Source organism: Mesorhizobium sp. WSM4815, from assembly GCF_055811575.1.
The window spans coordinates 73,075-98,009 of the sequence record NZ_JBVVQS010000093.1; the positions used below are offsets into that span (position 1 = coordinate 73,075).

A 24,935-nucleotide genomic window follows, 5' to 3' on the forward strand; every position below is an offset into this window, starting at 1 on the left:
AATTTGCCGGACGCAGATCGTCCGGCAAACGCTTTTCGGAGATCAGAACAAAGGCAGTTGCGGCATCGGGGTGCCCGTCCACTTCGTCGCGATGGCGTCAAGTTCGCCGGAATTCTTCATCAGATAGATCGCGGTGTTGAGCCACTGGTGCACCTCGAAATCCTGGAGCGTGGTGGCCATGGAGTTGCCTTGCCGGAAAAAGGTGAAGCCGACCTGCAGACCGGCGTCCGGCCTCTGCTGAATGATGGCGTTGGCAACCGTCGAGGGGAGCGCGGTCGCATCGACCTGGCCGGCGAAGAGCGCCTGAGCGGTTGTCGAATCGTCCTCGAACACGACGATCTCGAGCCCCGGCACGGCGACCCGCCGCAATGCGGCTTCCTGCGACGAGCCCCGATTGACGCCAACGCGCTTGCCTTCGAGCTCTGATAGCTGGGCGAATTTCTGATCTGGGCCAGAGACGATCACCATGTTGAAGGCACTGTAGGGCTGGGTGAACATGACGGTCTTGGCCCGTTCTCCGGTAGGCGCCAGTGTGGCCACCAGGAAATCGACCTTGCCGGTTTGCAGGGCTGGGATTCGCGACGGCGGCGTCAGCGGAACGAGCTCTGCCTTAACTCCAAGATAACCGGCAATGAGGTTGGCGACGTCGACGTCGTAGCCCGTCGGATTGCCGCTTTCATCGACCATGCCCATCGGAGGCGCGCCGGTCACGACGCCGATACGGACGCTGCCGCGTGACGTGATCTCTTCCAGAGTGATGGCACTGGCGGGCGCGTTGGCCATCGCTAGCATTGGGACGGCAAGGCTGATCGCGGCGAATATTGCGCGGATTTTGACAAGCGGTTTCATGGTGTTCTCCTCCGTGAAAGATCCTGAGGCGCCGACTGCGAGGCGCCTATCAAATATGTCCGTGCATCCACCGGCATTGACACGATCGGACAGATGGCTGTGTCTGCTCCTAGAGCTTCGATGTTGGAAAATTGGATCTGCACACTGCCCTTGGCGACTGCACAGGGCGTTCTCCGCGGGCCTTAGCCCCGCATTTGCTAGCGTGCCGATCTCATTTCTCCTCCACCGCCCTATATTGATGTTATCGATAACATGTGTCAAGTGCCCAGCGAGTGTTTCATGGATTGTTAGCCCCAAATGCGCGAAATACAGGAGATTCGCGGCTTGGTTGCGCGTCTGAGTACGTTCGCTCCAGCGAGTCCCCACATCTTGGCTCTACCTCGATGCTCGAGTTGTAACATTGTCGAGCAGTCGCAGACGCCGGGATGGCTGACCGTTCTGCTGCAGTGTCAGCCCAGTTTGGATCCGTTGGCGATAAGGTAGACGGCATAAAGCGAAGTCGTCGCGCAGATGAAGAGCCGGTTGCGGCGAGCGCCGCCGAAAGTCACGTTCGCGACGGTCTCGGGAATGCGGATCTTGCCGATTAGCGTTCCGTCCGGATCGAAGCAGTGAACCCCATCGCCGGCGCTGGTCCAGACGCGGCCTTTCGTGTCGATCCGGAAGCCGTCGAAAAATCCGCTGGCGCATTCGGCAAAGACGTCGCCGCCGCTCAGCCTTCCTTCGTCGCCGACGCGGAACTTCCGGATGTGACGGGGTCCGCGCTCCAGGTGCGTAGCGCCCGTGTCGGCGACATAGAGCAGTTTTTCGTCGGGGGAAAACGCAAGGCCGTTGGGCTTGACGAAGTCGTCGGCCACTCGAGTGACCGCGCCCGTCGCCGCATCGACCCGGTAGACATGGCACCCGCCGATCTCTTCCTCGCCGTAATCGCCCTCATAGTCGTGCATGATGCCGTAGGGCGGATCCGTGAACCAGATCGCGCCGTCCGACGCAACCACGACGTCGTTTGGCGAGTTGAAGCGCCTGCCTTCGAACCGGTCGGCAACGATCGTGATCGCGCCGTCGAACTCCGTCCTTGTCACCCGTCGCGCCAGGTGCTCGCAGGTGACAAGCCGCCCATGATTGTCGACCGTGTTTCCGTTGCTGTTATTGCAAGGCTGGCGAAACACCGAAACCGAGCCGTCGGTCTCATCCCAGCGCATCATCCGGTTGTTCGGAATGTCGGACCAGATGAGATAGCGGCCCGACCCGAACCATGCAGGGCCCTCCAGCCAGCGCCCGCCCGACCAAAGCCGCTCGACGCGTGCGTGCCCGACGAAGCAGGCGGCAAATCGCGGATCGAGCATTTCGAAACCTGTATCCTCAATCTCTCCAAACACTGGGTTAAGTTCTCCTGGTTACTGGAGCGGCAACGGGCACTTGACCGGCGTGCATCGATCTCGTGCGGCGGCGGCGCGACGGCTGTTGCCAGCGCGGCATGATAGCGATAACATACATGTCGTAGTTTAATTTCCAAGGGGGCATGCATGAGGACAAGCGCGCGATGAATCCATGGCACGCTCGGTCGTTAGCGTGCGTCCCGCAACCGGCTTGCGGAACGTCATGATGCCCAAGGAACTGAACGCCAAATCTCCCGAGAACCAGGTGCCGACGATGCTTGACGTGGCCCGCCGGGCCGGCGTCTCGGCGATGACGGTATCGCGAGCGCTCAAGAAGGACGGCCGCGTCTCGGATGCAACCCGTGAACGGATCCTGGCAGCGGTAAACGAGCTTGGTTATGTGCTCGACCAGTCTGCCGGAAGCCTGTCGTCACGCAAGACCGGGTTTGTGGCCGCGATCATTCCCTCGATCAACAATTCGAATTTTGCCGACACCGCCCGCGGCATCACCGACGAACTGGAGAATACGGGTCTTCAGCTTCTGCTCGGCTACACCGACTACACGGCGGAAAAGGAAGAAAGGCTGATCGAGGCGATGCTTCGCCGACGTCCGGAGGGCATTATCCTGACCGGCGGCACACATACCGATCTTACGCGGCGCATGTTGGAAAGCGCGGGCATTCCGGTGGTTGAAACGTGGGAATTGCCGCCGAAGCCGATCGATCAGGTCGTCGGCTTCTCAAATGAGGAAGCCATGGCGCTGCTCGTCAGGACATTGGCGAAAAAAGGCTATCGGAAATTCGGCTATATCGGCGGTACGACGTCACGGGATACGCGCGGCAGCCAGCGGCGGGCCGGATTCGTCAAGGCGATCGAGGAACTCGGCCTGCCGCCCGGCCGCCTGGTTTCATTCGGCGTGCCTCCAATTTCGATCGAGCAGGGCGGACAGGCGGTCGTCGGCATGCTGGAGCGCTGGCCGGATACCGAGGTCGCGCTGTGCGTCTCGGATTTGTCGGCGTTTGGTGCGGTGATGGAGTGCAAGCGCCGGGGCATCCGGGTTCCGCAGGACATCGCGATCGCCGGCTTCGGCGATTTCGAGATTGCAGCTTACTGCCATCCGACACTCACGACGGTGAACGTGGACTGCTACGGCATCGGCAAACAGGCAGCACGCAAGCTGATCCAGTCGATCAAGGGCGAGGACAACGGCTTGTCCCAGGAAATTATCTTGACCAGCTACAAGGTGGTGGAGCGGGAAAGCGCCTAACACTCAACCATTCCGGCGATAGAGGCCGCACCATGGCGATGTTCCGCGAAACCCTAACTCTGAGCCATGACGGCGCAATGAAGACGCTGAGCGCAGGCATGACGCCAGCAAGCGCAATGGGTGTCCCGCAATGCTTCGTCGTGGTCGACGCCAGCGGCGAGACGATCGCCAGCCTGCGCATGGACGGCGCCAGGTATTTGAGCATGCATACCGCGCGGGCAAAGGCGCGCACGGCGGCAGCCATCAACGCCGCGACAGGCGCAATGTCATTCGAGGCAGCGGCGGCAGTCGCATCGCAGGGCGGCGTGAGCTGTCTTCCCAGCGGATTGCCCATCCGCTTCGGCAGCAGGCTTGCGGGCGCGATTGGCGTTGGATCGGCAAGCGGCGAGCAGGACATCGACGTCGCGCGCCGCCCTGGCAGCGATCGGCGCCGCTATGCTGTGAGCGGCTCGCTCCGGTAGCGTAGCCCTTCAGAAGGCGATCTGGACCTTCATCGACTTGTTGCGGTCGCCGGCGATCTCGAAGGCTGCGACGGCTTCCTTGAGCGGATAGATCCTTGTAAGCAGCGGTTTCACATCCACCCGGCGGCGGTTGATCAGGTCGACGGCGAGCGCGAACTCGTCGTGGAAGCGGAACGTGCCGCGCATCTCGATTTCCTTCGCGACGACGAGATTTTGCGGGATCGCCAGGTCGCCGCCGAGCCCGAGCTGCATCAGCACGCCGCGCGGCCTTAGAACCTCAAGACCGGCGCGAACAGCGCGCTCGTTGCCCGACGCCTCAAACATCACGTCGAAATATCCCTTGTCGGCGTTGTAGGCCGCCAGCTTGTCGGCGTCGGTCGCGACGTTGATCGTGCGATCGGCGCCGATTTCCGTGGCTGTTTTCAAAACGCCGGCCATCACATCGGTTGCGACGATTTCCAGTGCCCCGTGCGCGCGGGCGGCGATGATGCAAAGCGCCCCGATCGGCCCGCAGCCCGTGACGAGAACCCGCTTGCCCAACAGCGAACCCGCCCGGTTGACGGCGTGCAGCGTAACCGCGAACGGCTCGGCGAAGGCCGCCTCGTTGATCGAGACGTGGTCTGCTATCCGGTGGCACTGCGAGGCGTCGGCGACCAGCCGTTGGCGGAATGCTCCCTGGATATGCGGCATCGGCATGGCGCTGCCGTAAAAGCGCATGTTGAGGCATTGGTTCTGTTGGCCCTTAAGGCAATAGCGGCAGGCATTGCACGGCCGGCTCGGCGAGACCGCAACCCGATCGCCTGTCTCGAGGCAGGAAACCCCCTCCCCGACCGCCCTGATCGTGCCAGCGACTTCGTGGCCGAGGATCATCGGTTCGCGCAGCCGGATCGCGCCGAAGCCGCCGTGGTTGTAGTAATGCAGGTCGGAGCCGCAGATGCCGCCGGCCTCAATGGCGATGTCGACCTGTCCGGGTTCGAGCGCGCCGGGGTCGGTTTCTTCGATCCGCAGATCCCTTGCGGCATGAATGACGAGCGACTTCATGGACGCGCCTCCTAAACGACCGGCGTCAGCAGGGCCTGCCCGCTGAAATGGGCGGCGAGATTGTCGCGCACGAGCTTGCCCATCGCCTTTCTTGTTTCGACCGTGCCGCTGGCATGGTGCGGCTGCAGCACGACATTGCCGAGCTTCAGAAAGCGCTCGTCGATCGCCGGCTCGTTCCAGAAGACGTCAAGCCCCGCTCCCTTGATCGTTTTCGATTCCAGGGCTGCGAGCAGCGCCGTTTCGTCGATCGTGCTGCCGCGCGAGATGTTGACGAGAATGCCGTCAGGACCGAGCGCTTCAAGGACGGAGGCGTTGATGATGTTTTTTGTGCTTTCGCCTCCGGCGAGTGTTACGATCAAAAATTCGCTGTCGCGCGCCAAGTCCACGAGGTCGCCGACATAGGCGTAAGGCAGGTCGCCGCGCCTGTTGATGTCGTAGTACGAGATGGCACAATCGAAGGCGGCCGCGCGCTTTGCCACCGCGGCGCCGACCCGGCCCATGCCGACAATGCCGAGCTTTTTGCCGCAGACGCGGGTAACGAGTTGCATATTGCCCTTGGTCCAGCTTCCGTTCCGCACATAGGCATCCGCCTGAGGGATATTGCGCGCCACCGATAGCAGAAGACCGATGCCGATGTCGGCGACGTCTTCGGTAAGCACATCCGGCGTGTTGGTGACCCGGATCCCGTTCGCCCTGGCGTGGCCGAGGTCTATCGCGTCGGTGCCCACTCCGTAGCAGGAGACGATCTCCAGCTTAGGCAGCCTTGCCATGAGCGCGGCGCTCGCGCCCAGTTCGCCGCGGGTTGCGATGGCGCGGATGGCATCGGCCTTTCCGGCGAGCAGCGCGTCCGTGTCCTTCGCCTCCCAGAGCTTATGCATCCGGTATTTTGCTTCCAGGTCTTCCATGTCCCAGGCGGGGTAAGGGCCTATCATCAGGATGTCGGTCACCGGCAGGTCTCCTCCGAATTTTCACCTTTTCTATTGACTATGTTATCGATAACATCCATGTCAATAGGGTAGAAAGGCGGAGCAAGAAAATCGGATCGCCTGGAATCGTTTTGCCTTGCAGGGAGGTTGGAGTGAGTTCACTCTTCGATTTGACTGGGCTTCGAGCCCTGATTACCGGGTCGAGCCAAGGCATCGGCCTGGCGCTGGCCGAGGGTCTGGCGCGTCATGGCGCGACGATCGTAGTCAACGGCCGCAACGCCGACAAAGTCGCGGAGGCGGCTCGAACGCTCGCCGCGAAGGGCTTCAAAGCCGATGGCGCGGTGTTCGACGTCACCTCAGCAGAGGCTGCCGCAAAGGGCGCCGCCGACATCGAAGCCAATCTTGGGCCGATCGATATTCTCGTGAACAATGCTGGCATGCAGTATCGCGCGCCGCTCGAGGATTTTCCGGCCGACAAGTGGGATGAACTCCTGCGCACCAACATTTCGAGCGTCTTTTATGTCGGTCAGGCGGTGGCCCGGTACATGATCCCACGCCAGAAAGGCAAGATCATCAACATCGCCTCTGTGCAGAGCGAATTGGCCCGGACCAACATCGCGCCGTATACCGCCACCAAGGGCGCCGTGCGCAATCTGACGCGCGGCATGTGCGCGGACTGGGCCAAACATGGCCTGCAGGTCAACGCGATCGCACCCGGCTATTTCAAAACCCCGCTCAATCAGGCGCTGGTCGAAAATCCGGAGTTCTCGGCCTGGTTGGCCAACCGCACGCCGGCGGGGCGGTGGGGCAATGTCGACGAATTGGTTGGCGCGGCGGTCTTCCTCGCCGGCCCGGCTTCGTCATTCGTCAACGGTCATACGCTTTATGTCGATGGCGGCATCACGACCTGCCTCTGAGCCGGCCCTCATCGTGGTGATGGGCGTCAGCGGCTGCGGCAAAACCAGCATTGGCGAGGGCATCGCCGCGCGCCTGGGCATCGGATTTGTCGAGGGCGACGCGCTGCATCCCTTCCAGAACGTCGAGAAGATGTCGGCCGGCGTTCCGCTTGACGACGCCGATCGCTGGCCTTGGCTGGACCTTGTCGGCCGGGCGCTGCGTACGGCGCAAGGCGATGGCCTTGTCGTCACCTGCTCGGCACTCAAGAAAGCTTATCGGGATCGCCTTCGCCAGGCGGCCGGAGGCGATCTGGTCTTCGTGTTCCTGGAAGGATCGCACCAATTGCTGCGGCAACGGATCGGCGAGCGGCGCGGCCACTTCATGCCAGCCTCGCTGCTGGACAGCCAATTCGCGACGCTGGAAGATCCCACGGCCGAGCAGGGCGTGGTCACGGTCAACATCGCCGCGACGGTGGACGCGATCACAGACGCCGCGTGTGCACTGCTGGTGGAGATGGGGATCGGGGTGCAGGTTCAGCAAATGAAGGGAACGTGAGATATGTCGCAAGCCCCAGCAATAATCGCCGTCATCGGCGCCGGCATCATGGGCTCGGCGATCGCGTCCCGGCTTCTCGAGGAGGGGCAGGCGGTGACGGTGTTCGATCTCGACAGCGCCAAGGTATCCGCTCTTGCCGGTAAAGGCGCAGCATCCGCCGCCTCCGCTGCCGCCGCGACGCAGGCAAGCGATTTCGTCATCCTCAGCCTCAACCACGCCAACATAGTGCGTGCCGCGGTCTTCGGCGCCGAGGGCGTCGCTGAAGCAGCCGGACCCGGGAAGATCCTCATCGATATGTCGTCCATCGATCCGGTCGATACCGCGCAATTGTCGAAAAAACTTGCTGACGAAACCGGCATGAAGTGGGTGGACTGTCCGCTTTCGGGCGGCGCACCCGGCGCGCTTGCGGGCCGCCTGACGGTTATGGCCGGCGGCGACAAGGCCGATTTCGAGCGCGCCCGGACCGTCATGCAGCATCTTTGCGCGAACTACACGCTGATGGGCCCGAGCGGCGCCGGCCAGACGACCAAGCTGATCAACCAACTCTTTTGCGCCGTTCTGTTCCAGGCGGTCGCGGAAGCCGTGAAACTGGCCGAAGCCGGAGGCGTCGATGCAGCACTAATTCCCGCTGCGCTCGCCGGCGGTCGCGCCGATTCCAACATCATGCAGGAGTTCATGAAGAAATTCGCCGCGCGCGATTTTTCGCCGACCGGCCGGATCGACAACATGCTGAAGGATCTCGATTCCCTCCAGGCGTTCGCGCTGAAGACGAAGACTCCGCTGCCGATGACTGGGCAGGTCGTCGAAATTCATCGCCTGCTTTGCGCGGCCGGTCTCGGAGCCCGCGATTCCGCCGAAATGATGCGCCTGCTCGATGGCATGCGCCAGGACTGACGCATGATTTACGCGGGCGGCGCTTGACTATCCCGGTATGTTATCGATAACATATGCTTTATTGGCTTTGGGAGGAGCGTGCGTGTTCGGGAACAAGCTGGTCGAGTTTCAGTCGATTACCAAGGAGTTCGGCGGCACGCGCGCGCTTTCCGACGTATCGCTCGATCTGCATGATGGCGAAATTCTCGCCCTGCTGGGAGAGAACGGCGCCGGCAAATCGACGCTCATCAAGACGCTCGCCGGCATCCACCGGCCGGATGGCGGACGCATCCTGTTTCGCGGCGAGCCGTATCAGCATCGGCCCCCGCGTCCCAACCAGCGCCAGCAGGTCGCCTTCATCCACCAGGACCTCGGCCTGATCGAATGGATGTCCGTCGGCGAGAATGTCGGGCTGGCACAGGGGTTTTCGCTCCGCTCGGGCCTCATCGACTGGCGCGCGACTGAAGAGAGGGCTCAGGCCGCGCTCAGCCTCGTCGGCTGCGATTTCGATCCGACGACCCGGGTCCAGGATCTCACCCGGACGGAAAAGTCGCTCGTCGCGATCGCCCGAGCGCTGGCAACGGAAGCCGATGTGCTCGTGCTCGACGAACCGACGGCGAGCCTTCCCGCCGATGAGGTCGACCGATTGTTCGACGCGCTTCGTCCCCTGAAGCAGCGCGGCGTCGGCATGATCTATGTTTCGCACCGACTCGACGAGATTTTCCGCATCGCAGACAGGGTAGCCGTGCTGCGGGACGGGAAGATGGTCGGCCAGAAGAAGGTAGCCGACACAAAGCCGGACGAACTGGTGGAAATGATCGTCGGGCGACCGGCGAGCCAGATCTTTGCCAAGGCGGTCACCAAGGCGGGCGCGACGATCTGTGCGGTGCGCGACCTGGTTTGCGCGGGAGCCGGGCCGGTTTCCTTCGACGTCCGCCAGGGTGAAATGCTCGGCCTTGTCGGGCTGCGCGGCGCCGGGCAGGAACTCATCGGGCGGACGCTCTTCGGCTGCACAACTTTTGCGGGCGAGATTTCCATCGACGGCAAGACGCCTGATCTCTCCAGTCCCATTGCGGCGATGCAGGCCGGCGTCGGCCTCATCGCCCGCGATCGCACCGAGGAGTCGATCGCGGCTGCACTCTCAATCCGCGAAAACATTTTTATCAATCCGGGCGCGGCCAGGCGCAGCCTGTTTTCCTTTCTCGCGGGCCACAAGGAGGCGGCACTTGCTCGGGCGATCGGCGACACGGTCGGCCTCAGGCCCAACGATCCGGACCTGCCGATCGAGGCGCTGTCCGGCGGCAACCAGCAGAAGGTCGTCGTCGGCCGTTGGCTTCATACCGGCCGCAAGCTGCTCATCGCCGAAGACCCGACCGCCGGCGTCGATGTCGGCGCGAAGGCCGAGATTTACCGGCTGATCGGGCGGGCGCTCGAAGCCGGATTGGGCGTCGTCGTTGTTTCGACCGACTTCGAGGAGATCGCCCATATCTGCCACAGGGCGCTGGTCTTTTCCCGCGGGCAGATCGTTCGCGAACTCGCCGGCGATGAACTCACGACATCCGCCGTGATCACCGCCGCATCGGCATCCGAAGCCGCCTGACCGACCCGGAGCAAGACCATGCAATCCATCGAATCCACCGCTCTAGAGCCGACACGGGGCGAAATGACCGGCCTGCCGGCGCGGCAGAAACTCATCAGGCTCGTCCCGGTCTACGGGCTCGTCATCCTCACACTCATGCTGATCGTGCTGTTCTCAATCCTGCTGCCGAAAACGTTCCCGACACTGCTCAATTTGCGCTCGATCGTTTCCGACAAGGCGATCATCGCACTGCTGTCGCTGGCCGCCATGATCCCGATGGCTTCGGGCCGCATCGACCTGACCGTCGGCTACGGAATAGTATTGTGGCACATCCTCGCCATCAGCCTGCAGACCATGCTGGGCATCCCCTGGCCCCTCGCCGTGATGATCGTCCTGTTTCTCGGCGCCGGTACGGGCTTCCTGAACGGGCTCCTCGTGGAAGTCGCCCGGATCGATTCCTTCATCGCCACGCTTGGCACGGGAACCGTGCTCTATGCGCTTGCCCTTTGGCACACCGGCGGGCGGCAGGTGGTCGGTGTCCTGCCCGACGGGTTCTATGCGCTCAACGGCACCATGCTGTTCGGCCTGCCGATCACCGGCTTCTATGTGCTGGCGATCGCCGTCACGTTGTGGATCGTGCTGGAATATTTGCCGATCGGCCGCTACGTCTATGCGATCGGCGCCAATCCCAAGGCGGCTGCCCTCAACGGCATTCCTGTGCGGCGCTTTGTCATCGGGGCTTTCGTCTCATCGGGGTTTCTCACCGCACTGACGGGCGTTCTGCTCGCTTCCAAGCTGCGCATCGGCCAGGCGAGCGTCGGCCTTGAATATCTGCTGCCGGCGCTTGTCGGTGCGTTCCTCGGCTCAACCACCATCAAACCCGGCCGGGTCAATGTCTGGGGCACGATGATTGGCGTCGCCATCCTTGCCGTCGGAATTTCCGGAATCCAGCAATTCGGCGGCTCCTTCTTCGTTGAGCCTCTATTCAACGGCGTGACGCTTCTCGTCGCGATCGGCATTGCCGGATACGCGCAGCGCAAACGGGGCGCCGCGGCAAAACTGCCGCGGAAGCCAAATCCGTCCGGAAGCTAATAGCCCGGACAGTCGATCAGGATCTCAAAAGCAGGGAGGTAGGTTATGCAGCGCAGGAACTTCTTGAAATCATCGGTGGCAATGCTGTCGGCCGCCATCGTGGCCCCGGCAATGTTTGCCGACCAAGCGCGGGCCGATGCGATGGCCGACGCCATGGCGATCGTCGAAAAATATGCCCAGAAAGTTACGGCCTGGGATGGCCCGACCTCCGGTCCGAGGGCCCAGGAAGGCAAGACAATCGTCGTTCTTGCCGGCGACCTGAAAAATGGCGGCATCCTTGGGGTGACGACCGGCGTCGAGGAAGCGGCCGAGGCGATCGGCTGGGAGGTCAAGGTAATCGACGGCGCCGGATCGATCGGAGGCCGCACCGCCGCCTTCGGCCAGGCGATGGCGCTGCAGCCAAGCGGCATCATCATCAACGGCTTCGACGCGGTCGAACAGGCACCGGCGATCGAGCAGGCCAAGGCCGCGGGGATCCCGATGGTCGCCTGGCATGCCGGGCCGACAATTGGGCCGGACGATAAAATAGGACTTTTCGCCAACGTCTCTACCGACGCCATGCAGGTTTCAGCCGCGGCCGCGAACTGGGCCTACGCAGACGCCAAGGGAAAACCCGGAGTGGTGATCTTCACCGATTCCACTTATGCAATAGCCATCGCCAAGGCCGATCGGATGAAGGAAGAAATCGAGAAGCTCGGCGGGACCGTGCTCGAATATGTCGATACGCCTATCGCCGAAACGTCGCAGCGCATGCCGCAGCTGACCACCTCACTGCTGCAGAAGTACGGCGACAGCTGGACGCATTCGCTGGCCATCAACGATCTCTATTTCGACTTCATGGGCCCCTCGCTCGCGTCAGCCGGCAAGACGGGTACCGACGCGCCGATCAATGTCGCCGCCGGCGACGGCTCGGAATCGGCCTATCAACGCATCCGCGCCGGCCAGTTCCAGAAAGTAACGGTGGCCGAACCGCTCAACCTGCAGGGCTGGCAACTGGTCGACGAGCTGAACCGCGCGATCGCCGGTGTAAAATGGTCCGGCTACCTTTCGCCGCTCCATGTCGTGACAGCGGACAACGTCGAATTCGACGGCGGGCCGAAGAACAGCTTCGACCCCGACAATGGCTATCGCGACGAATACAAGAAAATGTGGGGCAAGATGTAGGCGCAAGCCGTAGCGGGGGGGGGGGGGGGGTGGGCCCCCCACGACTCGCCCCCCCCCCCCCCCCCCCCCCCCCCCCCCCCCCCCCCCCGGCGCGGCCCCCCCCCCCCCCCCCCCCCCCCCCCCCCCCCGCCTTTCCTCACCCCCCCCCCCCCCCCCCCCCGCTACGACTCACCCGGCCACAGCAGCCCACCTCAACCGATCCGGCGGTCGCGCGGCCTCGCGGCCGCACCGGGAAATGTTGCAGGCCGAAACACCGGAGAAACCATGATCATCCGATACGCGCTCTTCGAAGGCGAAATCCATAGCGGCAGGGAAGCTGAGTTCCGCCAGTTCGTGAAAGACCGGCTTGTCCCGCTCTGGACGCAGTTTCCCGGAGCCGAGGAAATCCGCATCCTCGACGGAACTATCCGCGACGAAGGCGCCCCGGCCTACGCAATGGCGCTGGCCATCCGCTATCCGGATATGGCGGCGTGTGAATTGGCGCTTCAGTCCCCCATCCGGTCCGAAAGCCGCCAAGTTACCGGCGAGCTGCTGAAGATGTTCACCGGACGCGTTCACCACCACGTGTTCGACGCGAGCGAATACGAGCCGACACGTGCACCTGAAGAATGAGCGGGCGGTAAGCAGAGATCGGCTTGGCGTCATGGGACGCCATCTTCCGCTCGGTTTTCCACAGCGGTTTGAATCCTTTTGTCGACGTGGCAAGCCGAGCTGGTGAGACAGCCGCACACCACCGCGGACCAGATCTAAATCGGCGATCCTGTCCGGCGCTGCATCGGCACGCGTCAGCGCGATGAAGATACTTCGGTATCCGCACGCGCCATCCTCCAGATGTTGCGCTCGAGCAGGCCGCACAGGGATTGGTGACATAGCTGACATTGCGGCTCGGCAAGGCGCAGCAATCTTGCTAAGATCGGCGGTGGGAGGAGACGGGCATGCAATCGCTGCCGATAGCCCATCCTGGCGTAGCCAAGACGACAGCCGACGCATCGCTTCCACTCGCCTATTCCACCGCGACGCTCTGCTGGCTCCTGTCCGCCGGCGTCTACATCGCAGCCAAGTGGGTCGCCCCCGAGTTGCCCCCTTGGGCGCTCTGCTTCTGGCGGCTGGCGCTCGCCTGCGCGATCCTGCTGCCTATCGTCCATCATCATCACGGGGCGATGCTCGCACTGATCCAGTCCCGGGCGATCGAGGTGCTGGCCATCGGCGCCATTGGGCTGACCCTCTGTCAGGGCATGATCTACACGGGCCTCAATTACACCGACGCGACGACCGCCGGCATCATCATGGCGCTGTCGCCGATCATGACCATGGTGCTTGCCCGCTTCGTGCTCGGCGAGCCCCTCGGCATCTGGAAGGCGCTTGGCGCGCTGCTCGCTTTGGTCGGGATGGTGGTGATCGTGGCGCGCGGCGACCTTACCGCCCTGATGCGGCTCCAGTTCAATCCCGGCGAGTTGTGGATCGTCGGCAGCGCGTTTTGCTGGGGCCTCTACACCGTGCTGCTGCGTCGCGCCAAATTCGCCATCGAACTGCTGCCGACGGTGGTCCTGCTGCTGGGGGCCGGCGCGCTGGCCGCACTGCCCCTCTATCTCTGGGAGCTGTTTTCCGGCGAGCGTTCGGCGCTGCATGCGAACGGCCTTCTGGCACTCGCCTATGTCGCTGGCCCGGGCGGCGCGCTGATGTATTACCTCTACAACCGCAGCGTCGAGACGCTTGGCGCCGGGCGCGCCAGCATGCTGCTCTATCTGCAGACTGTCTTTGTCGCCGTGCTCGCTTATCTTTTCCTAGGCGAAAGCTTGCACGACTACGACCTCGCCGGCGCCGCCTTTATCGTCGCCGGCCTGCTGCTCGCCACCGCGATCAAGCCGAGGCAGCGCACGGCCCATGTCGCGTAGGGATACCTCTCCCGCTACGCCTCTCACCTTCTGAGATACAGCCATAGTGTCGTCGGCGCCAGGATCGCGGTCAGCGCCACCGGCGCGATCAGGGCGAGGACGACCTGACTGAGTGTCGCCCCGCCACCCATCAACCCGCGCAGCGCCGTCGTCATCAGTGACACCGGATTGACTTCGACGAAGGCCCGCAGCCAGTCCGGCATGGTCCCGGGGTCGACCATGATGTTTGAGGCGAAGACGAGCGGGAACAGGAAGGTAAAGCCGAGCGTCATCACTGTGGTTGGCGTGCGGATCAGCAGGCCGAGCACGATGAATACCCAGCCCATGCCGAACCCGATGGCGATCAGCATGGCGAAGGCGGCAAGCACGCCGAGGATGCCCGCCTCCGGCCGGTAGCCGAGGATCAGCCCGATGATGAGAATGATCGAGGCGGCAATCAAATGGCGCAGGATGTCGCCTACCATCAGACCGGCGAACGGAGAGAGCGACCAGATCGGCAGCGATCGGAAGCGGTCAAACAAGCCCTTGCCGAGGTCGGTCGACAATCCCATGCCCGAATAGACTGCGTTGAACACCACGGTCTGAACCAGGATGCCGGGCAGGAAGAACTGCAGGTATTCGCCAGGCGAACCGGCGAGCGCACCGCCGAAGACGAAGGTGAACAGCAGCGTGAACATGATCGGAGTCATCACCAAGTCGAACAGTTGCTCCGGCACATGCTTGAATTTCAGCACCGCGCGCCATCCGAAGACCAGCGCGTTGGAAAGGGCTGATGGGGATCTCGGTCGGGCAACCCTTTGCAGCCGCTGCAGGGATGTCGTGTCGATCATGGCTTGTCGTCCTTCCGGCTTTCACCCCAGTCTCGGCTGGCCCGTCAGCGCGAAGAAGACCTCCTCAAGGCTGGGTTGGCCCATCGAGAAATCCGACAGTTCGATGCCGGCAGCGACCAGGTCGGCGAGCGCCTCGTTGGCGGCCTTCGCCGTGCCGGCAAGGACGGAGAGTTCCGCGCCCTCGGCACTGCGTTGGACAGGGTGCTCCAGCCGGCGTTCCAGGATCGACGCCGCCTGGTCCAGCCGCGCAACATCGGCGAGCGCGACATGGAGAAACCCGGAGCCGGTGGCCGCCTTCAATTCGCGGCTGGTGCCCTCGGCAATCTTCCTGCCGTGGTCGATGACGGCGATGCGGGCCGCGAGTTGATCGGCCTCTTCGAGATATTGCGTGGTGAGCAGGATGGTGACGCCGGCCTCGGCGAGGCCGCGGATCATGCCCCAGACATCCTTGCGGGCGTTCGGATCGAGGCCCGTGGTCGGCTCATCGAGGAACAGCACGCCCGGCGTGACGATCAGCGAGGCGGCTATGTCGAGCCGCCTTCGCATGCCACCCGAATAGTCCCTCACCTGCTTCGTCGCCGCTTCGGACAAGCCGAAAGCCGCGAGCAGGTCGTCCGCACGGGCTTTTGCGGCGCGACCGCGAAAACCCCAGAGTCGGGCGAGCAGGACGAGGTTCTCCCGGCCCGTCAGGTCCTCGTCGAGCGAAGCGAACTGCCCGGTCATCGCGATTGCCGCACGGACCTCGTGCGGGGCCTGCACGAGATCGTGCCCCATCACGGTCGCGGAGCCGGCGTCGGGGCGCGACAGCGTCGCAAGCATCCGCATCAGCGTTGTCTTGCCGGCGCCGTTCGGACCCAGTATAGCGAAAATCATGCCGCGCGGCACATCGAGGTCGATGCCATCGACGGCACGCAGCTTGCCGAAGGTTTTGACCAGGCCGCGGGCGGAAATGGCTGACTGGGCAAGGCCCGTGGCGGGCACAGCCATAGGAGAAGTATCGTTCATGCAATCATCCGGCAGTCGCAAATGAAGGCCAACCTCGGCGCAATGGCTGCGTCGCCAGTTCCTCTGCAGGCTCATGAGCTTACCGTCTGGCTTATCGTCATGCCAGAGGCTCCGACCATCTGCCCGGCCGCCGAACTGTAGCGCCGGTCAGATCATATGTCGGCTACGCCCCTGGGGTTTTCTCACTCGATCACGGCACAGGCCTGACGTTTTCCGGCATCGCCGGCAGGCTGGCTTTTGTAGTCGTCCTCCCCACCGTGGATCATCAATGCCTTGCCTCGTATCGCCGTTTCTCCACCATCCAGCTTGACCATGCTGTTGAAAACCTGAGCACGCAAAACGCCGTCGGCGCCGACCCGCTGATTTGGCATATCGCCCGCGTGCGGGCCTTTTCCGGCGAGATATCCATGTTCGGCATTCGTCGGATTGAAGTGCCCACCGGCCGAGTCATGGCCGGTCTGATGATCGCACTTTCCGGTCTCATGAACATGGAACGCAACCAATTCGCCCGCCGGCAGTCCCGTCACCTGCAACTCTATCAGCACACCCTGCGCCGTCTCGGTCAGCGTGGCCGTTCCGTTCTTCTCGCCGGCCATGTTAACGAATTCGGCTTTCGCGGTCGCTGCGTCCTGCGCCGCTGCAGGCATCGCGACCGCCAGCGCCAAACCTGCTGTTGCAACCAATTTTCTCATCGACTCGGCCTCCGGTTGTCCAAGGCATCCAAACAATAACGGGGCCTCTTCGTTCCATTGGGGAATTGAGTTTTTGTCTCCGGCACGGCCGCCAGGGAAACGACGCCGACACTTTTTTCGACGTGTCTCAGTTACACCAATTCGAAGAGTTGCGCGGTTTGCCAGCCCGCCAGCAGTATGATGAGAGTACCAACGAGCCTGAGAAGCGTCTTTTCTGCGATCGACTTCACCATCAATCCGGCCATCGGCGCTGCGATCACCCCGCCAAGGACCAGGCCGGCAACGGCGATCAGATTTTCTGTCAGTCCTCCTGCCTCCGCCCAATGGCCCGTTAACAACGCAAACAGGAAGGTCAGAGACACCGACAACGTGGTAAGGAACTCGGTGGCATTTACCGTACCAATAACGTAGCGGGGCGTCCCGCCAAAACCGAGAAGGCCCGTCGTCACGATGGGTCCCCATCCGCCACCCCCTGCCGCATCGAGAAACCCACCACCAAGTCCAAGCGGAGGCACCACGGCTGCAGGCACCGGATTGCTTGGGATCCGCCGGAAGGAACGGAACAGGAGCCAGGCTCCGACGAGCGCAAGATATGTGGTCACATATGGCTTCATGACGGCCCCCTCAAACGAGGTGAGCACAAAAGCGCCGAGAACGCCGCCGAGCACGCCAAACGGCATCAACCGCCAGAAAAGCTTCCAGTCGATATTGCGGTGATAGAGGTGAGCCGAACCCGAGGCCGCCGTGGTGAACAGCTCAGCCGCGTGAACTGAAGCCGAAGCGTGCGCAGGAGACACGCCAAACCCCAGCAGTGTTGTCGAGCAAACCACGCCGTAGGCCATGCCGAGAGCGCCGTCCACAGCCTGAGCTAAAAACCCTACGATCACAAAAAGAAAGAATTCCTGCATTTGGCTCTCCAACAAAGCGCGGTCGTACTCGACGAAAGAGAAACCTGCTGCCTAAAACGCATGCAATCTTCATGCTTCCACAACTCACCAAACGCCTGGCATCGATAATGGGACGACGAACGGGAAACTGTCCACCCGATCGACGCCTTTCTCCGCACCCGCTGCGATCGAATAGCACTGCGCCCACCTCCCCTGACCTGAGGTTTTGGGGTAGCGCACCTTTCGCGAGCGATACCGCGTTCGACATCTTTAGGTCCACAATCGAACTGGTGGCGCGGGGCGGCGCTTATTCACGACTAGGCGCGGCTCCCGACTGCCGCGATGGCTTTGTGTCGCGCTTTGGCGTCAGTTCCGCCCCGGGTTGCTCGTTCAGTCGTTTCTTGAGGATGTCAACCAGGCTGACGGTGACCGCAATCACCGCAGGGCCAAGAACGAGCCCGGATGCTCCGAACAGGACGATGCCACCGACAGCACCGACAAAGGCGACCACCGTGTGGAGCCGCAGCCGGTTCCCGACAAGTATCGGATAGAGCAGATTGTCGATGCCGGCGACAACCACGCCGCCCCAGACGGTCAGGATCGCCGCGCTCGCCCAAGCCCCCTCCAGCGCGAGATAGATCGCTGCGGGCACCCAGATCACGAATGCGCCGAGCACCGGCACGATGGCAAGAAGTCCCATTGCCAGGCCCCAGAAGACCGGAGTGGGCAGGCCGAGCCACCAGAAAATCAGGCCGCCCAGCGTCCCCTGCACAGCTGCGACAAGCACGGTGCCTATCAGGATCGCATGGACCGTCTCGGCAAGCCGGGACAGCGTGTATGCCGTCTCCGCGGTACGCAGGGGCGAGAGACGCTCGATCCCGCGCAGGGCGGATTCACGGTCCCGCAGAAAATAGAACAGCAGATAGAATGTCAGCACGAACATCACGGCCTGATTGATCGAGCCGCGCAACAGCGATGTGCTTTGTGCCGTCAGCCATTGAACAAATGCGGCGACCGTGCCGGCCGGATCGATTTGGTTCTCGATCCACTGGGCAACCGCCGAAAGCCTGGGATAGCCCGACATGAAGGCATCTGTGTTCCAGCCCCGGATGACCTCCTCCATATAGGTGGCGCCATTTACCGTCTCGCGAACAAGCTGCTGGGCCACGAAGATGAGCGGCAGGCCGACCGCCACCGCCGCGATGCTGACAGACATCAGTGCAGCCAGGTTTTTGTTCCTGAGCCTTTCCTCGACCTGTCGATGAGCCGGATACAGGATGATTGCCAACACCACCGCCCAGGTCAGTGCGGGCAAAAAAGGCAACGCCAGGAGATAACAGACATACAGGCCGATCGCCGTCGCGGCGACGATGCCGAGCAATCTCATTTGCTTCATATCGGGCATCTGTTTCAGGTCGGGCATCTCTCGCCGCCTCGCAAACCAAGCGAGACTAGTGGATTTTCTGACAAAATGGCAGCTTCCGTCGTCGCACCCCCTACTGCCAAGCCGCTGTCGAGCGTGACGAAATTGGCCATTTCTCGGTCATTGGGCTGGCTAGGCCGGTTGGGCGCCCGTCCGCGCTGCCAGCACCACGACGGCCTGCCGGTCGTGGATGCTCTGACCTACGGCGGTTCTACATCTCGCTCGCGGCAGCGCAGCTTCACAGGGCCAAAAAGAAAAAAGGCCGGACTGTTAAAGTCCGGCCAGGCATGAAGGTTCAAAACCTCCAGAGGGGAACGCGCCGGACGCAATGGGAGGAAAACATCCGACGCAATGCTCATATGGGTCGGCACGGATGACGTTTCAACGACATGGGGTGGGCCACATCGGCCGCTCCATAGAGCCACCCGGGCTCATGGGTGCCGCCACAAAAGGAGCCCTGGCGTTCTCAATCGATGTCGAAGGACACGCCTTGGGCCAGCGGCAGCGCCTTGGAAAAGTTCACCGTGTTGGTGGCGCGCCGCATGTAAGCCTTCCAGGCGTCGGAACCGCTCTCGCGGCCGCCGCCGGTCTCCTTCTCGCCGCCGAAGGCGCCGCCGATCTCGGCCCCCGACGTGCCTATGTTGACGTTGGCGATGCCGCAGTCGGACCCGTCGACGCCGAGGAAGCGCTCGGATTCCTGCAGGTCGCGGGTGAAGATCGACGACGACAGCCCCGCTCCGACCGCATTGTGCTCGTCGAGCACGGCGTCGAAGTCCGAGTATTTCATCACGTAGAGGATCGGCGCGAAGGTCTCTTCCGTCACCGGCGAGACCTGCTCGGGCATCTCGACCAGCGCCGGACGAACGTAATAGGCGTCGGGATGGCCATTCTCGACCCGCGCGCCGCCGGTGACCTTGCCGCCGTGAACGGCGGCTTCCTTCAACGCATGCTGCATGCTGTCGAAGGCTGCCATGTCGATCAACGGTCCGACCAGCGCTGATGTCTCCAGCGGATTGCCGACAGAGACGCTTTCATAGGCCTTTTTCAGGCGCGGAACGAGTTGGTCGTAGACGCTCTCATGCACGAACAGGCGCCTGAGCGTCGTGCAGCGCTGGCCGGCGGTGCCCATGGCGCCGAAGGCGACGGCGCGCAAGGCCATGTCGAGATCGGCCGTCGGGCAGACGATGCCGGCATTGTTGCCGCCGAGCTCCAGCACGGCGCGGGCAAAGCGCTTCGCCAGCCGTGGACCGACATCCCTGCCCATGCGGGTCGAGCCGGTGGCCGAGACCAGCGGCACATCAGGATGATCGACCAGAATTTCGCCGACGGCGCGATCGCCGATCAGCACCGAAATCAAGCCTTCCGGAGCATCGCCGAAACGTTCTGCCGCACGCTTGAAGATCGCCTCGCAGGCGAGCGCCGTCAGCGGTGTCTTTTCCGACGGCTTCCAAACCACCGCGTCGCCGCAGACCAGCGCCAGCGCGGCGTTCCACGACCACACCGCGACCGGGAAGTTGAAGGCCGAAATCACGCCGACGACGCCCAGCGGGTGCCAGGTTTCCATCATGCGATGACCCGGGCGCTCGGTGGCGATGGTCAGGCCGTACAATTGCCGGGAGAGGCCGACGGCGAAATCGCAGATGTCGATCATCTCCTGCACTTCGCCGAGCCCTTCGGACGGGATCTTGCCGACCTCGATCGACACCAGCCGGCCAAGCTCTGCCTTGTGCGCGCGCAGTTCCTCGCCTAGCAGCCGCACCAATTCGCCGCGCTTCGGCGCCGGCACCAGCCGCCATGCCTGGAAGGCTTTATGCGCCCTGTCGATGGTCTCTGCCGCACCGGCCGGTGAGATCGTCTTCAGCGCGGCGATCTGCTCACCCGTCACCGGGCTGCGCACGATGAGATCGCCGCCTGAAAGCGCAGCCTCGGCAACGCCCAGTTTCGCCAGCAGCCCGGCTGTTTCCTTCGCAATCGTCATTTTCTTTCCCTTTCAGACCCGTCGCTCAACTATGCATGTCGCCCAAAAGCATGCCCTCGGGCCTGACCCCAAAGTGCGCAGCGGTTTTGGGACATGCACCCTTGCACCATGCCGTCCCTGCACCGATCGGCACATCAGGCGCTGTCATGGCGTGGCATTACTCGTTTCAGGGAAAAATCGCCACCCCGGCATGGTCTAAGCCAAAGGCAGACCGTTGAACCAGCGAGTCGTCTCAGCGCGCTGCCTGCGCGCCCCGCACGGCGCCTTCCTTCATCAGGCGGTCGATGTGCATGCGGATATGGGCGGCCTCGGCGGCCGTATTGGCAAGCGCAATGGCGCGGTCGAAGGCGATGCGCGCCTCCTCACCACGACCGAGCTGCATCAGCAGGCCACCCCTAAGGCCGAAGAAGTGGAAATAGCCGGAAAGCCTTTGTTCCAACGGCTCGATCATGGCAAGTGCGGCTTCCGGCCCGCGCACCTTGGCGACCGCGACGGCGCGATTGAGCGTCACCACCGGCGACGGCTGCATCTGCTCGAGCAGGCTGTAGAGCAGCTCGATCTCGTTCCAGTCCGTGTCCTCGGGCCTTTCCGCGCGCGCATGCAGGGCGGCGATCGCCGCCTGCACCTGGTAGTGACCGGGCTTGTGGTGGCGCAGCGCTTTGTCGACCAGCGCCAGCCCCTCGTCGATCATCTTGCGGCTCCACAGGCTGCGGTCCTGGTCTTCGAGCAGCACGATTTCGCCGTTCTCGTCGAAACGCGCCGGCGCACGCGCATGCTGAAGCAGCAAGAGCGCCGTCAGGCCCATGATCTCCGGCTCGGTCTGGAACAGCCTGAGCAGCAGCCGGGCCAGCCGGATCGCCTCTTCGCAGAGCGGCGCGCGCGCCGGCGCCTCGCCGCTGTTGGTCGAATAGCCTTCGTTGAAGATCAGGTAGACCATGGCGGCAACCGCGGCGAGCCGTTCGGAGCGCTCGACCGCGCCGGGCGTCTCGAACGGCACGCCGGCATCGGCGATGCGCGCCTTGGCACGGGTGATGCGCTGCTCCATGGCGCTTTCGCCGACGAGAAAGGCGCGGGCGATCTGCTTGACGCTCAGGCCTGAAACGATGCGCAACGCCACGGCGATCTGCTGCGTCGCCGGCAGGTCGGGATGACAGCAGATGAACAGCAGCCGCAATATGTCGTCGCGGTAGTGCGCGCCGTCCAGCCGTTCGGCGATATCGGTTTCGGCATCTTCCAGATCGGAGATCTGGTGCTCTTCCGGCAGCGGCGCCTGCTTGGCACGCTTGCGCACCGCGTCGATGCCGCTGTTGCGGCCAACGAAGATCAGCCAGGCCGCCGGGTCGCGCGGCGGGCCGTTTGTCGGCCAGTTCTTCAGAGCGCGCAGGCAAGCGTCCTGGAAAGCTTCCTCCGCCGCGTCGAGATCGCGGAAGTAGCGCAGCAGCGCGCCCATCGCCTGTGGGCGGGCGGTGCTGATCGCTGTGCTGATCCAGGTAAGGTCGGTCATGCTGAAACCTTGGCGGGATTGAAGAGCGAAACCGGCCGTATCTCGTAGGAGCCGCCGCTCGGGTTGACCTCGGAAAGCTCGCGCGCAAAGTCGACGGCCTCGTCGAGATCGGCGCATTCGAGCGTGTAGAAGCCGAGGAACTGTTCCTTGGTCTCGGCAAACGGGCCATCGATGACGACCGATTCGCCTTTGACCTTTCTCAGCGTTGTCGCAGCGGTCGTCGGCAGCAGCCGCGCCACCGGGCCAAGCCGGCCGGCCTGAGCGTATTTTTCCTGCACGCCCAGGAGTTTTTCCATGACGGCATCGTCCTGATCCTTGCTCCACGAGCAGACGACGTCTTCGGAGGCATAGCAGAGGATTGCGTAGAGCATGGGTGCGTCCTTTTCTCTGTCAAAGGACGAAACAGTAGGACCGATCCCGACACAACGTCGATAAAAAAAATCACGTGCTGCGAGCACAATGAAGGCCTGTGGCTGCTCTGTTCGGTTCAGCTTTCCTGCACCTTCAGCCATCTCAGAACGACGGCTTCTTCGTCATCAAGGCCGGCTATCGATCGCTTCCGCTTGTTCGCATCCGCCATTTCGCTGAGCAGCCGACCTTCGGACCAGGCTTCGAAAACCTGTGGGTGGATGTAACAGCTGCGGCAGATGGCGCGCGTGTTGCCCAGCCGCTCGGCCACCTTGTCGATGACGCCGTTCATCACCCGCTTCTGTTGTGCCTGGCTTTCGGGTCGTTCGGTTTGCGCAAACAACGACGCCGCATGGATGGTGCCGCCCCAGGTTCGGAAATGCTTCGAGCTGACATCTGCCCCTGCCGTCTCCCTGATATAGCGGTTGACGTCGTCGGAGCGGATTGGTCGCCTGCTTCCGTCCTCGTCGAGATACTGGAACAGCTTCTGGCCCGGCAGATCCTGCGCCCCGCGCACAATCCTGGCGATCCGGCGATCGACGAGCTTCAGCTTCCATTCCTTGCCGGACTTGCCCTTGAAAGCGAAACGCAGACTCGAGCCTTTGATGTCGACATGGCGGTCGCGCAGCGTGGTCAGCCCAAAGCTGTTGTTGTCGCGAGCGTAGGCGGCATTGCCGACGCGAATCATCGTGTTGTCGAGCAGCCAGACCACAGCGGCGACAACGCGTTCCAAGGGCAGGCCGTGACGGCGCAGGTCGGCGTCGATCTGGCGTCGCAGTTCAGGCAGACTCTCTGCAAAGGCAACCAGGCTCGAATATTTGACGCCGTCGCGCTCCTCGGCCCATTGCGGATGATAGCGATACTGCTTGCGTCCGCGCTGGTCTCGGCCGGTCGCCTGGATGTGACCGTCAGCAACGGGCGAAATCCACACATCCGTCCACGCCGGTGGGATGGCGAGCGCCTTGATGCGGGCCATGGTGTTCTCGTCGACGCCCTGCCCGTCAGGTCCTTTGTATGAAAATCCCCTGCCGGTCCTGAAACGGCGGATACCGGGCTCGGTATCGGTGACATAGGTGAGCGAGGCTCGATCGGCCGAGGCCTCTCCGCCATTCTTCGGCGCCCCGTTTTTTGGTGCACCCTCCTTGGCAGCCGACCGGCCAGTCGACGATCCGGATTTGTCCAGCATGTCCTCTCCACGAGAAATTTTCCCGTAGATAAGCGCAGCAACGGCTGCTGGTTCCGCGTGTGGCTTTCAGAATGATGTCAGCGCACCGCATGTGCGTTCGACGGGCCGTCTCTGTCTACCTTCGGCGCCTACAAATCGATCGCTGCCTCGCTTGCCGTCATGCCTTTTCCAGCACGACCGGAATGACGTCGACCGCCTGCTCGCCGACCTGTCCGCCCGTCGTCTTCAGGACGCCGACGATCGGCGCTACATCCGAATAGTCGCGGCCGTGGCCAACGGTGATGTGGTCGTTGCTTGCCCGCATGCCGTTGGTTGGATCGAATTCCTGCCATCCGGTGTCGCGCCCGCACCACACCTTGACCCAGGCATGCATGGCGTCGGCCCCTTCCAATCGCGGTTTTCCGGGCGGCGGAATGGTGCGCAGGAAGCCGCTGACATAGCCGGCGGGGATACCGAGGCCGCGCAGGCCGGCGATCATGATGTGCGAAAAATCCTGGCAGACGCCCCGCTTCAGGCTGAAAGCATCGCTCGCCCGGGTCTGCACCGTGGTCGCCTCGCCATCGTAGGTGAAATCGCGATGAATGCGGTTGCACAGGTCCATGGCGGTACCGACGACAGAACTGCCGGCACTGCTCCGCGCATACCCCGTGATATCAGCGTCAATGCCGACATGGTCGCTGGCGGCCAGAAAGTGATGCGGTGTATCAGGCGACAGCGACCGCACCGCTTCGAGTTGGCTCCGCAGCCGGCGAATGTCGGGCGACACGTCAAGCCCGGGTTCCGGCCGCGAGACGGCGACGCGCGCGCTCATCCTGATGTCGAGCGCATCATGGGCATCGCGAAAGGCGATCGACGTGACATTGTTGCCGAAGAAATCGGAAAAGTCGGAGCGTTCGCTCGGCGCCGGCGCGAAGGACAGCGAAGCGGCGATCACCCGCTGCACGCCCGATATCGTCGGCGGCAGCACGCGCACCTGATGGCGGCCGCCGCCGGCTGCAGCATCATAGTCGTAACGCAGATTGAGTCTGATGTCGTAGAGCATGCCAG

Annotated in this window: 24 protein-coding genes; 10 read left to right on the forward strand and 14 right to left on the reverse strand. The window is 63.1% G+C overall.

Going from position 1 to position 24,935, the window contains the following annotated elements; translation table 11 throughout:
* Positions 1-42 precede the first annotated feature (42 nt).
* The gene (locus AC0L2B_RS15395) at positions 43-849 is read right to left on the reverse strand and encodes a transporter substrate-binding domain-containing protein (RefSeq protein ID WP_128247125.1); all 807 of its coding nucleotides are present in this window, start codon (positions 847-849) and stop codon (positions 43-45) included.
* Positions 850-1,298: 449 nt separating this feature from the next.
* A complete protein-coding gene (locus AC0L2B_RS15400; protein ID WP_473745940.1) occupies positions 1,299-2,225 on the reverse strand; it encodes an SMP-30/gluconolactonase/LRE family protein in 927 nt (308 codons plus the stop codon).
* Between the two features lie 223 nt (positions 2,226-2,448).
* On the opposite strand from AC0L2B_RS15400, the gene AC0L2B_RS15405 reads away from it, so the two are divergent.
* Together AC0L2B_RS15405 and AC0L2B_RS15410 are read left to right on the forward strand one after the other, a co-directional pair.
* The gene (locus AC0L2B_RS15405) at positions 2,449-3,492 is read left to right on the forward strand and encodes a LacI family DNA-binding transcriptional regulator (RefSeq protein WP_473746022.1); all 1,044 of its coding nucleotides are present in this window, start codon (positions 2,449-2,451) and stop codon (positions 3,490-3,492) included.
* 32 nt (positions 3,493-3,524) lie between these two features.
* Positions 3,525-3,953, forward strand: coding sequence for a GlcG/HbpS family heme-binding protein (locus AC0L2B_RS15410; RefSeq protein WP_473745941.1), 429 nt, complete (start codon positions 3,525-3,527; stop codon positions 3,951-3,953).
* Between the two features lie 9 nt (positions 3,954-3,962).
* Here the strand turns inward: AC0L2B_RS15410 and AC0L2B_RS15415 are convergent, their stop codons facing one another.
* Positions 3,963-4,994, reverse strand: coding sequence for an L-idonate 5-dehydrogenase (locus tag AC0L2B_RS15415; protein WP_473745942.1), 1,032 nt, complete (start codon positions 4,992-4,994; stop codon positions 3,963-3,965).
* A gap of 11 nt (positions 4,995-5,005) precedes the next feature.
* The gene (locus tag AC0L2B_RS15420) at positions 5,006-5,947 is read right to left on the reverse strand and encodes a 2-hydroxyacid dehydrogenase (protein ID WP_473746024.1); all 942 of its coding nucleotides are present in this window, start codon (positions 5,945-5,947) and stop codon (positions 5,006-5,008) included.
* Between the two features lie 125 nt (positions 5,948-6,072).
* Here AC0L2B_RS15420 and AC0L2B_RS15425 point away from each other — a divergent pair, with 125 nt between their 5' ends.
* From AC0L2B_RS15425 to AC0L2B_RS15460, 8 genes are all read left to right on the forward strand, one after another.
* Positions 6,073-6,837: an SDR family oxidoreductase gene (locus AC0L2B_RS15425; RefSeq protein ID WP_473745943.1), complete on the forward strand. Its 765-nt coding sequence runs from the start codon at positions 6,073-6,075 to the stop codon at positions 6,835-6,837.
* Positions 6,806-7,372 carry a gluconokinase gene (locus AC0L2B_RS15430; protein ID WP_473745944.1) on the forward strand — a complete coding sequence of 189 codons (567 nt, stop codon included), beginning with the start codon at positions 6,806-6,808 and terminating at the stop codon, positions 7,370-7,372. Before AC0L2B_RS15425 ends, AC0L2B_RS15430 begins: the two co-directional genes overlap by 32 nt.
* Positions 7,373-7,375: 3 nt before the next feature.
* Positions 7,376-8,266 carry an NAD(P)-dependent oxidoreductase gene (locus AC0L2B_RS15435; RefSeq protein ID WP_473745945.1) on the forward strand — a complete coding sequence of 297 codons (891 nt, stop codon included), beginning with the start codon at positions 7,376-7,378 and terminating at the stop codon, positions 8,264-8,266.
* Between the two features lie 37 nt (positions 8,267-8,303).
* Positions 8,304-9,845, forward strand: a complete 1,542-nt coding sequence (locus tag AC0L2B_RS15440; RefSeq protein WP_473745946.1) for a sugar ABC transporter ATP-binding protein — start codon at positions 8,304-8,306, stop codon at positions 9,843-9,845.
* Between the two features lie 18 nt (positions 9,846-9,863).
* Positions 9,864-10,916, forward strand: a complete 1,053-nt coding sequence (locus tag AC0L2B_RS15445) for an ABC transporter permease (protein WP_128168922.1) — start codon at positions 9,864-9,866, stop codon at positions 10,914-10,916.
* Positions 10,917-10,961: 45 nt separating this feature from the next.
* Positions 10,962-12,080 (forward strand): ABC transporter substrate-binding protein, encoded by a 1,119-nt coding sequence (locus AC0L2B_RS15450; protein ID WP_473745947.1) that lies wholly within the window; start codon positions 10,962-10,964, stop codon positions 12,078-12,080.
* Between the two features lie 264 nt (positions 12,081-12,344).
* Entirely contained in the window at positions 12,345-12,692 is a 348-nt protein-coding gene (locus AC0L2B_RS15455; protein WP_128247119.1) for a hypothetical protein, read from the forward strand.
* 323 nt (positions 12,693-13,015) lie between these two features.
* Complete coding sequence (locus AC0L2B_RS15460; protein WP_473508170.1) at positions 13,016-13,975, forward strand: DMT family transporter; 960 nt, start codon at positions 13,016-13,018, stop codon at positions 13,973-13,975.
* Between the two features lie 23 nt (positions 13,976-13,998).
* Here AC0L2B_RS15460 and AC0L2B_RS15465 read toward each other — a convergent pair whose 3' ends face one another.
* The 10 genes from AC0L2B_RS15465 to AC0L2B_RS15510 form a co-directional block, all read right to left on the reverse strand.
* Positions 13,999-14,805, reverse strand: coding sequence for an ABC transporter permease (locus AC0L2B_RS15465; protein ID WP_027153180.1), 807 nt, complete (start codon positions 14,803-14,805; stop codon positions 13,999-14,001).
* A 21-nt stretch (positions 14,806-14,826) separates the two neighbouring features.
* On the reverse strand, positions 14,827-15,810 hold the full coding sequence (locus AC0L2B_RS15470) for an ATP-binding cassette domain-containing protein (RefSeq protein WP_473519150.1): 984 nt from the start codon (positions 15,808-15,810) through the stop codon (positions 14,827-14,829).
* Positions 15,811-15,992: 182 nt separating this feature from the next.
* Positions 15,993-16,502: a superoxide dismutase family protein gene (locus AC0L2B_RS15475; protein WP_473519149.1), complete on the reverse strand. Its 510-nt coding sequence runs from the start codon at positions 16,500-16,502 to the stop codon at positions 15,993-15,995.
* 131 nt (positions 16,503-16,633) lie between these two features.
* The gene (locus AC0L2B_RS15480) at positions 16,634-17,410 is read right to left on the reverse strand and encodes a sulfite exporter TauE/SafE family protein (protein ID WP_473519148.1); all 777 of its coding nucleotides are present in this window, start codon (positions 17,408-17,410) and stop codon (positions 16,634-16,636) included.
* Between the two features lie 286 nt (positions 17,411-17,696).
* The gene (locus AC0L2B_RS15485) at positions 17,697-18,812 is read right to left on the reverse strand and encodes an AI-2E family transporter (protein ID WP_473519147.1); all 1,116 of its coding nucleotides are present in this window, start codon (positions 18,810-18,812) and stop codon (positions 17,697-17,699) included.
* A gap of 466 nt (positions 18,813-19,278) precedes the next feature.
* Positions 19,279-20,790, reverse strand: a complete 1,512-nt coding sequence (gene amaB / locus AC0L2B_RS15490) for an L-piperidine-6-carboxylate dehydrogenase (protein ID WP_473491036.1) — start codon at positions 20,788-20,790, stop codon at positions 19,279-19,281.
* Positions 20,791-21,022: 232 nt separating this feature from the next.
* Positions 21,023-22,294 carry an RNA polymerase sigma factor gene (locus AC0L2B_RS15495; RefSeq protein ID WP_473745948.1) on the reverse strand — a complete coding sequence of 424 codons (1,272 nt, stop codon included), beginning with the start codon at positions 22,292-22,294 and terminating at the stop codon, positions 21,023-21,025.
* On the reverse strand, positions 22,291-22,665 hold the full coding sequence (locus AC0L2B_RS15500; RefSeq protein WP_473508169.1) for a YciI family protein: 375 nt from the start codon (positions 22,663-22,665) through the stop codon (positions 22,291-22,293). The genes AC0L2B_RS15495 and AC0L2B_RS15500 overlap by 4 nt, the downstream gene beginning before the upstream one ends.
* 116 nt (positions 22,666-22,781) lie before the next feature.
* Positions 22,782-23,888: a DNA topoisomerase IB gene (locus tag AC0L2B_RS15505; protein ID WP_473508168.1), complete on the reverse strand. Its 1,107-nt coding sequence runs from the start codon at positions 23,886-23,888 to the stop codon at positions 22,782-22,784.
* A 157-nt stretch (positions 23,889-24,045) separates the two neighbouring features.
* Positions 24,046-24,930, reverse strand: coding sequence for a transglutaminase family protein (locus AC0L2B_RS15510; protein WP_091594789.1), 885 nt, complete (start codon positions 24,928-24,930; stop codon positions 24,046-24,048).
* Between the last annotated feature and the right edge of the window lie 5 nt (positions 24,931-24,935).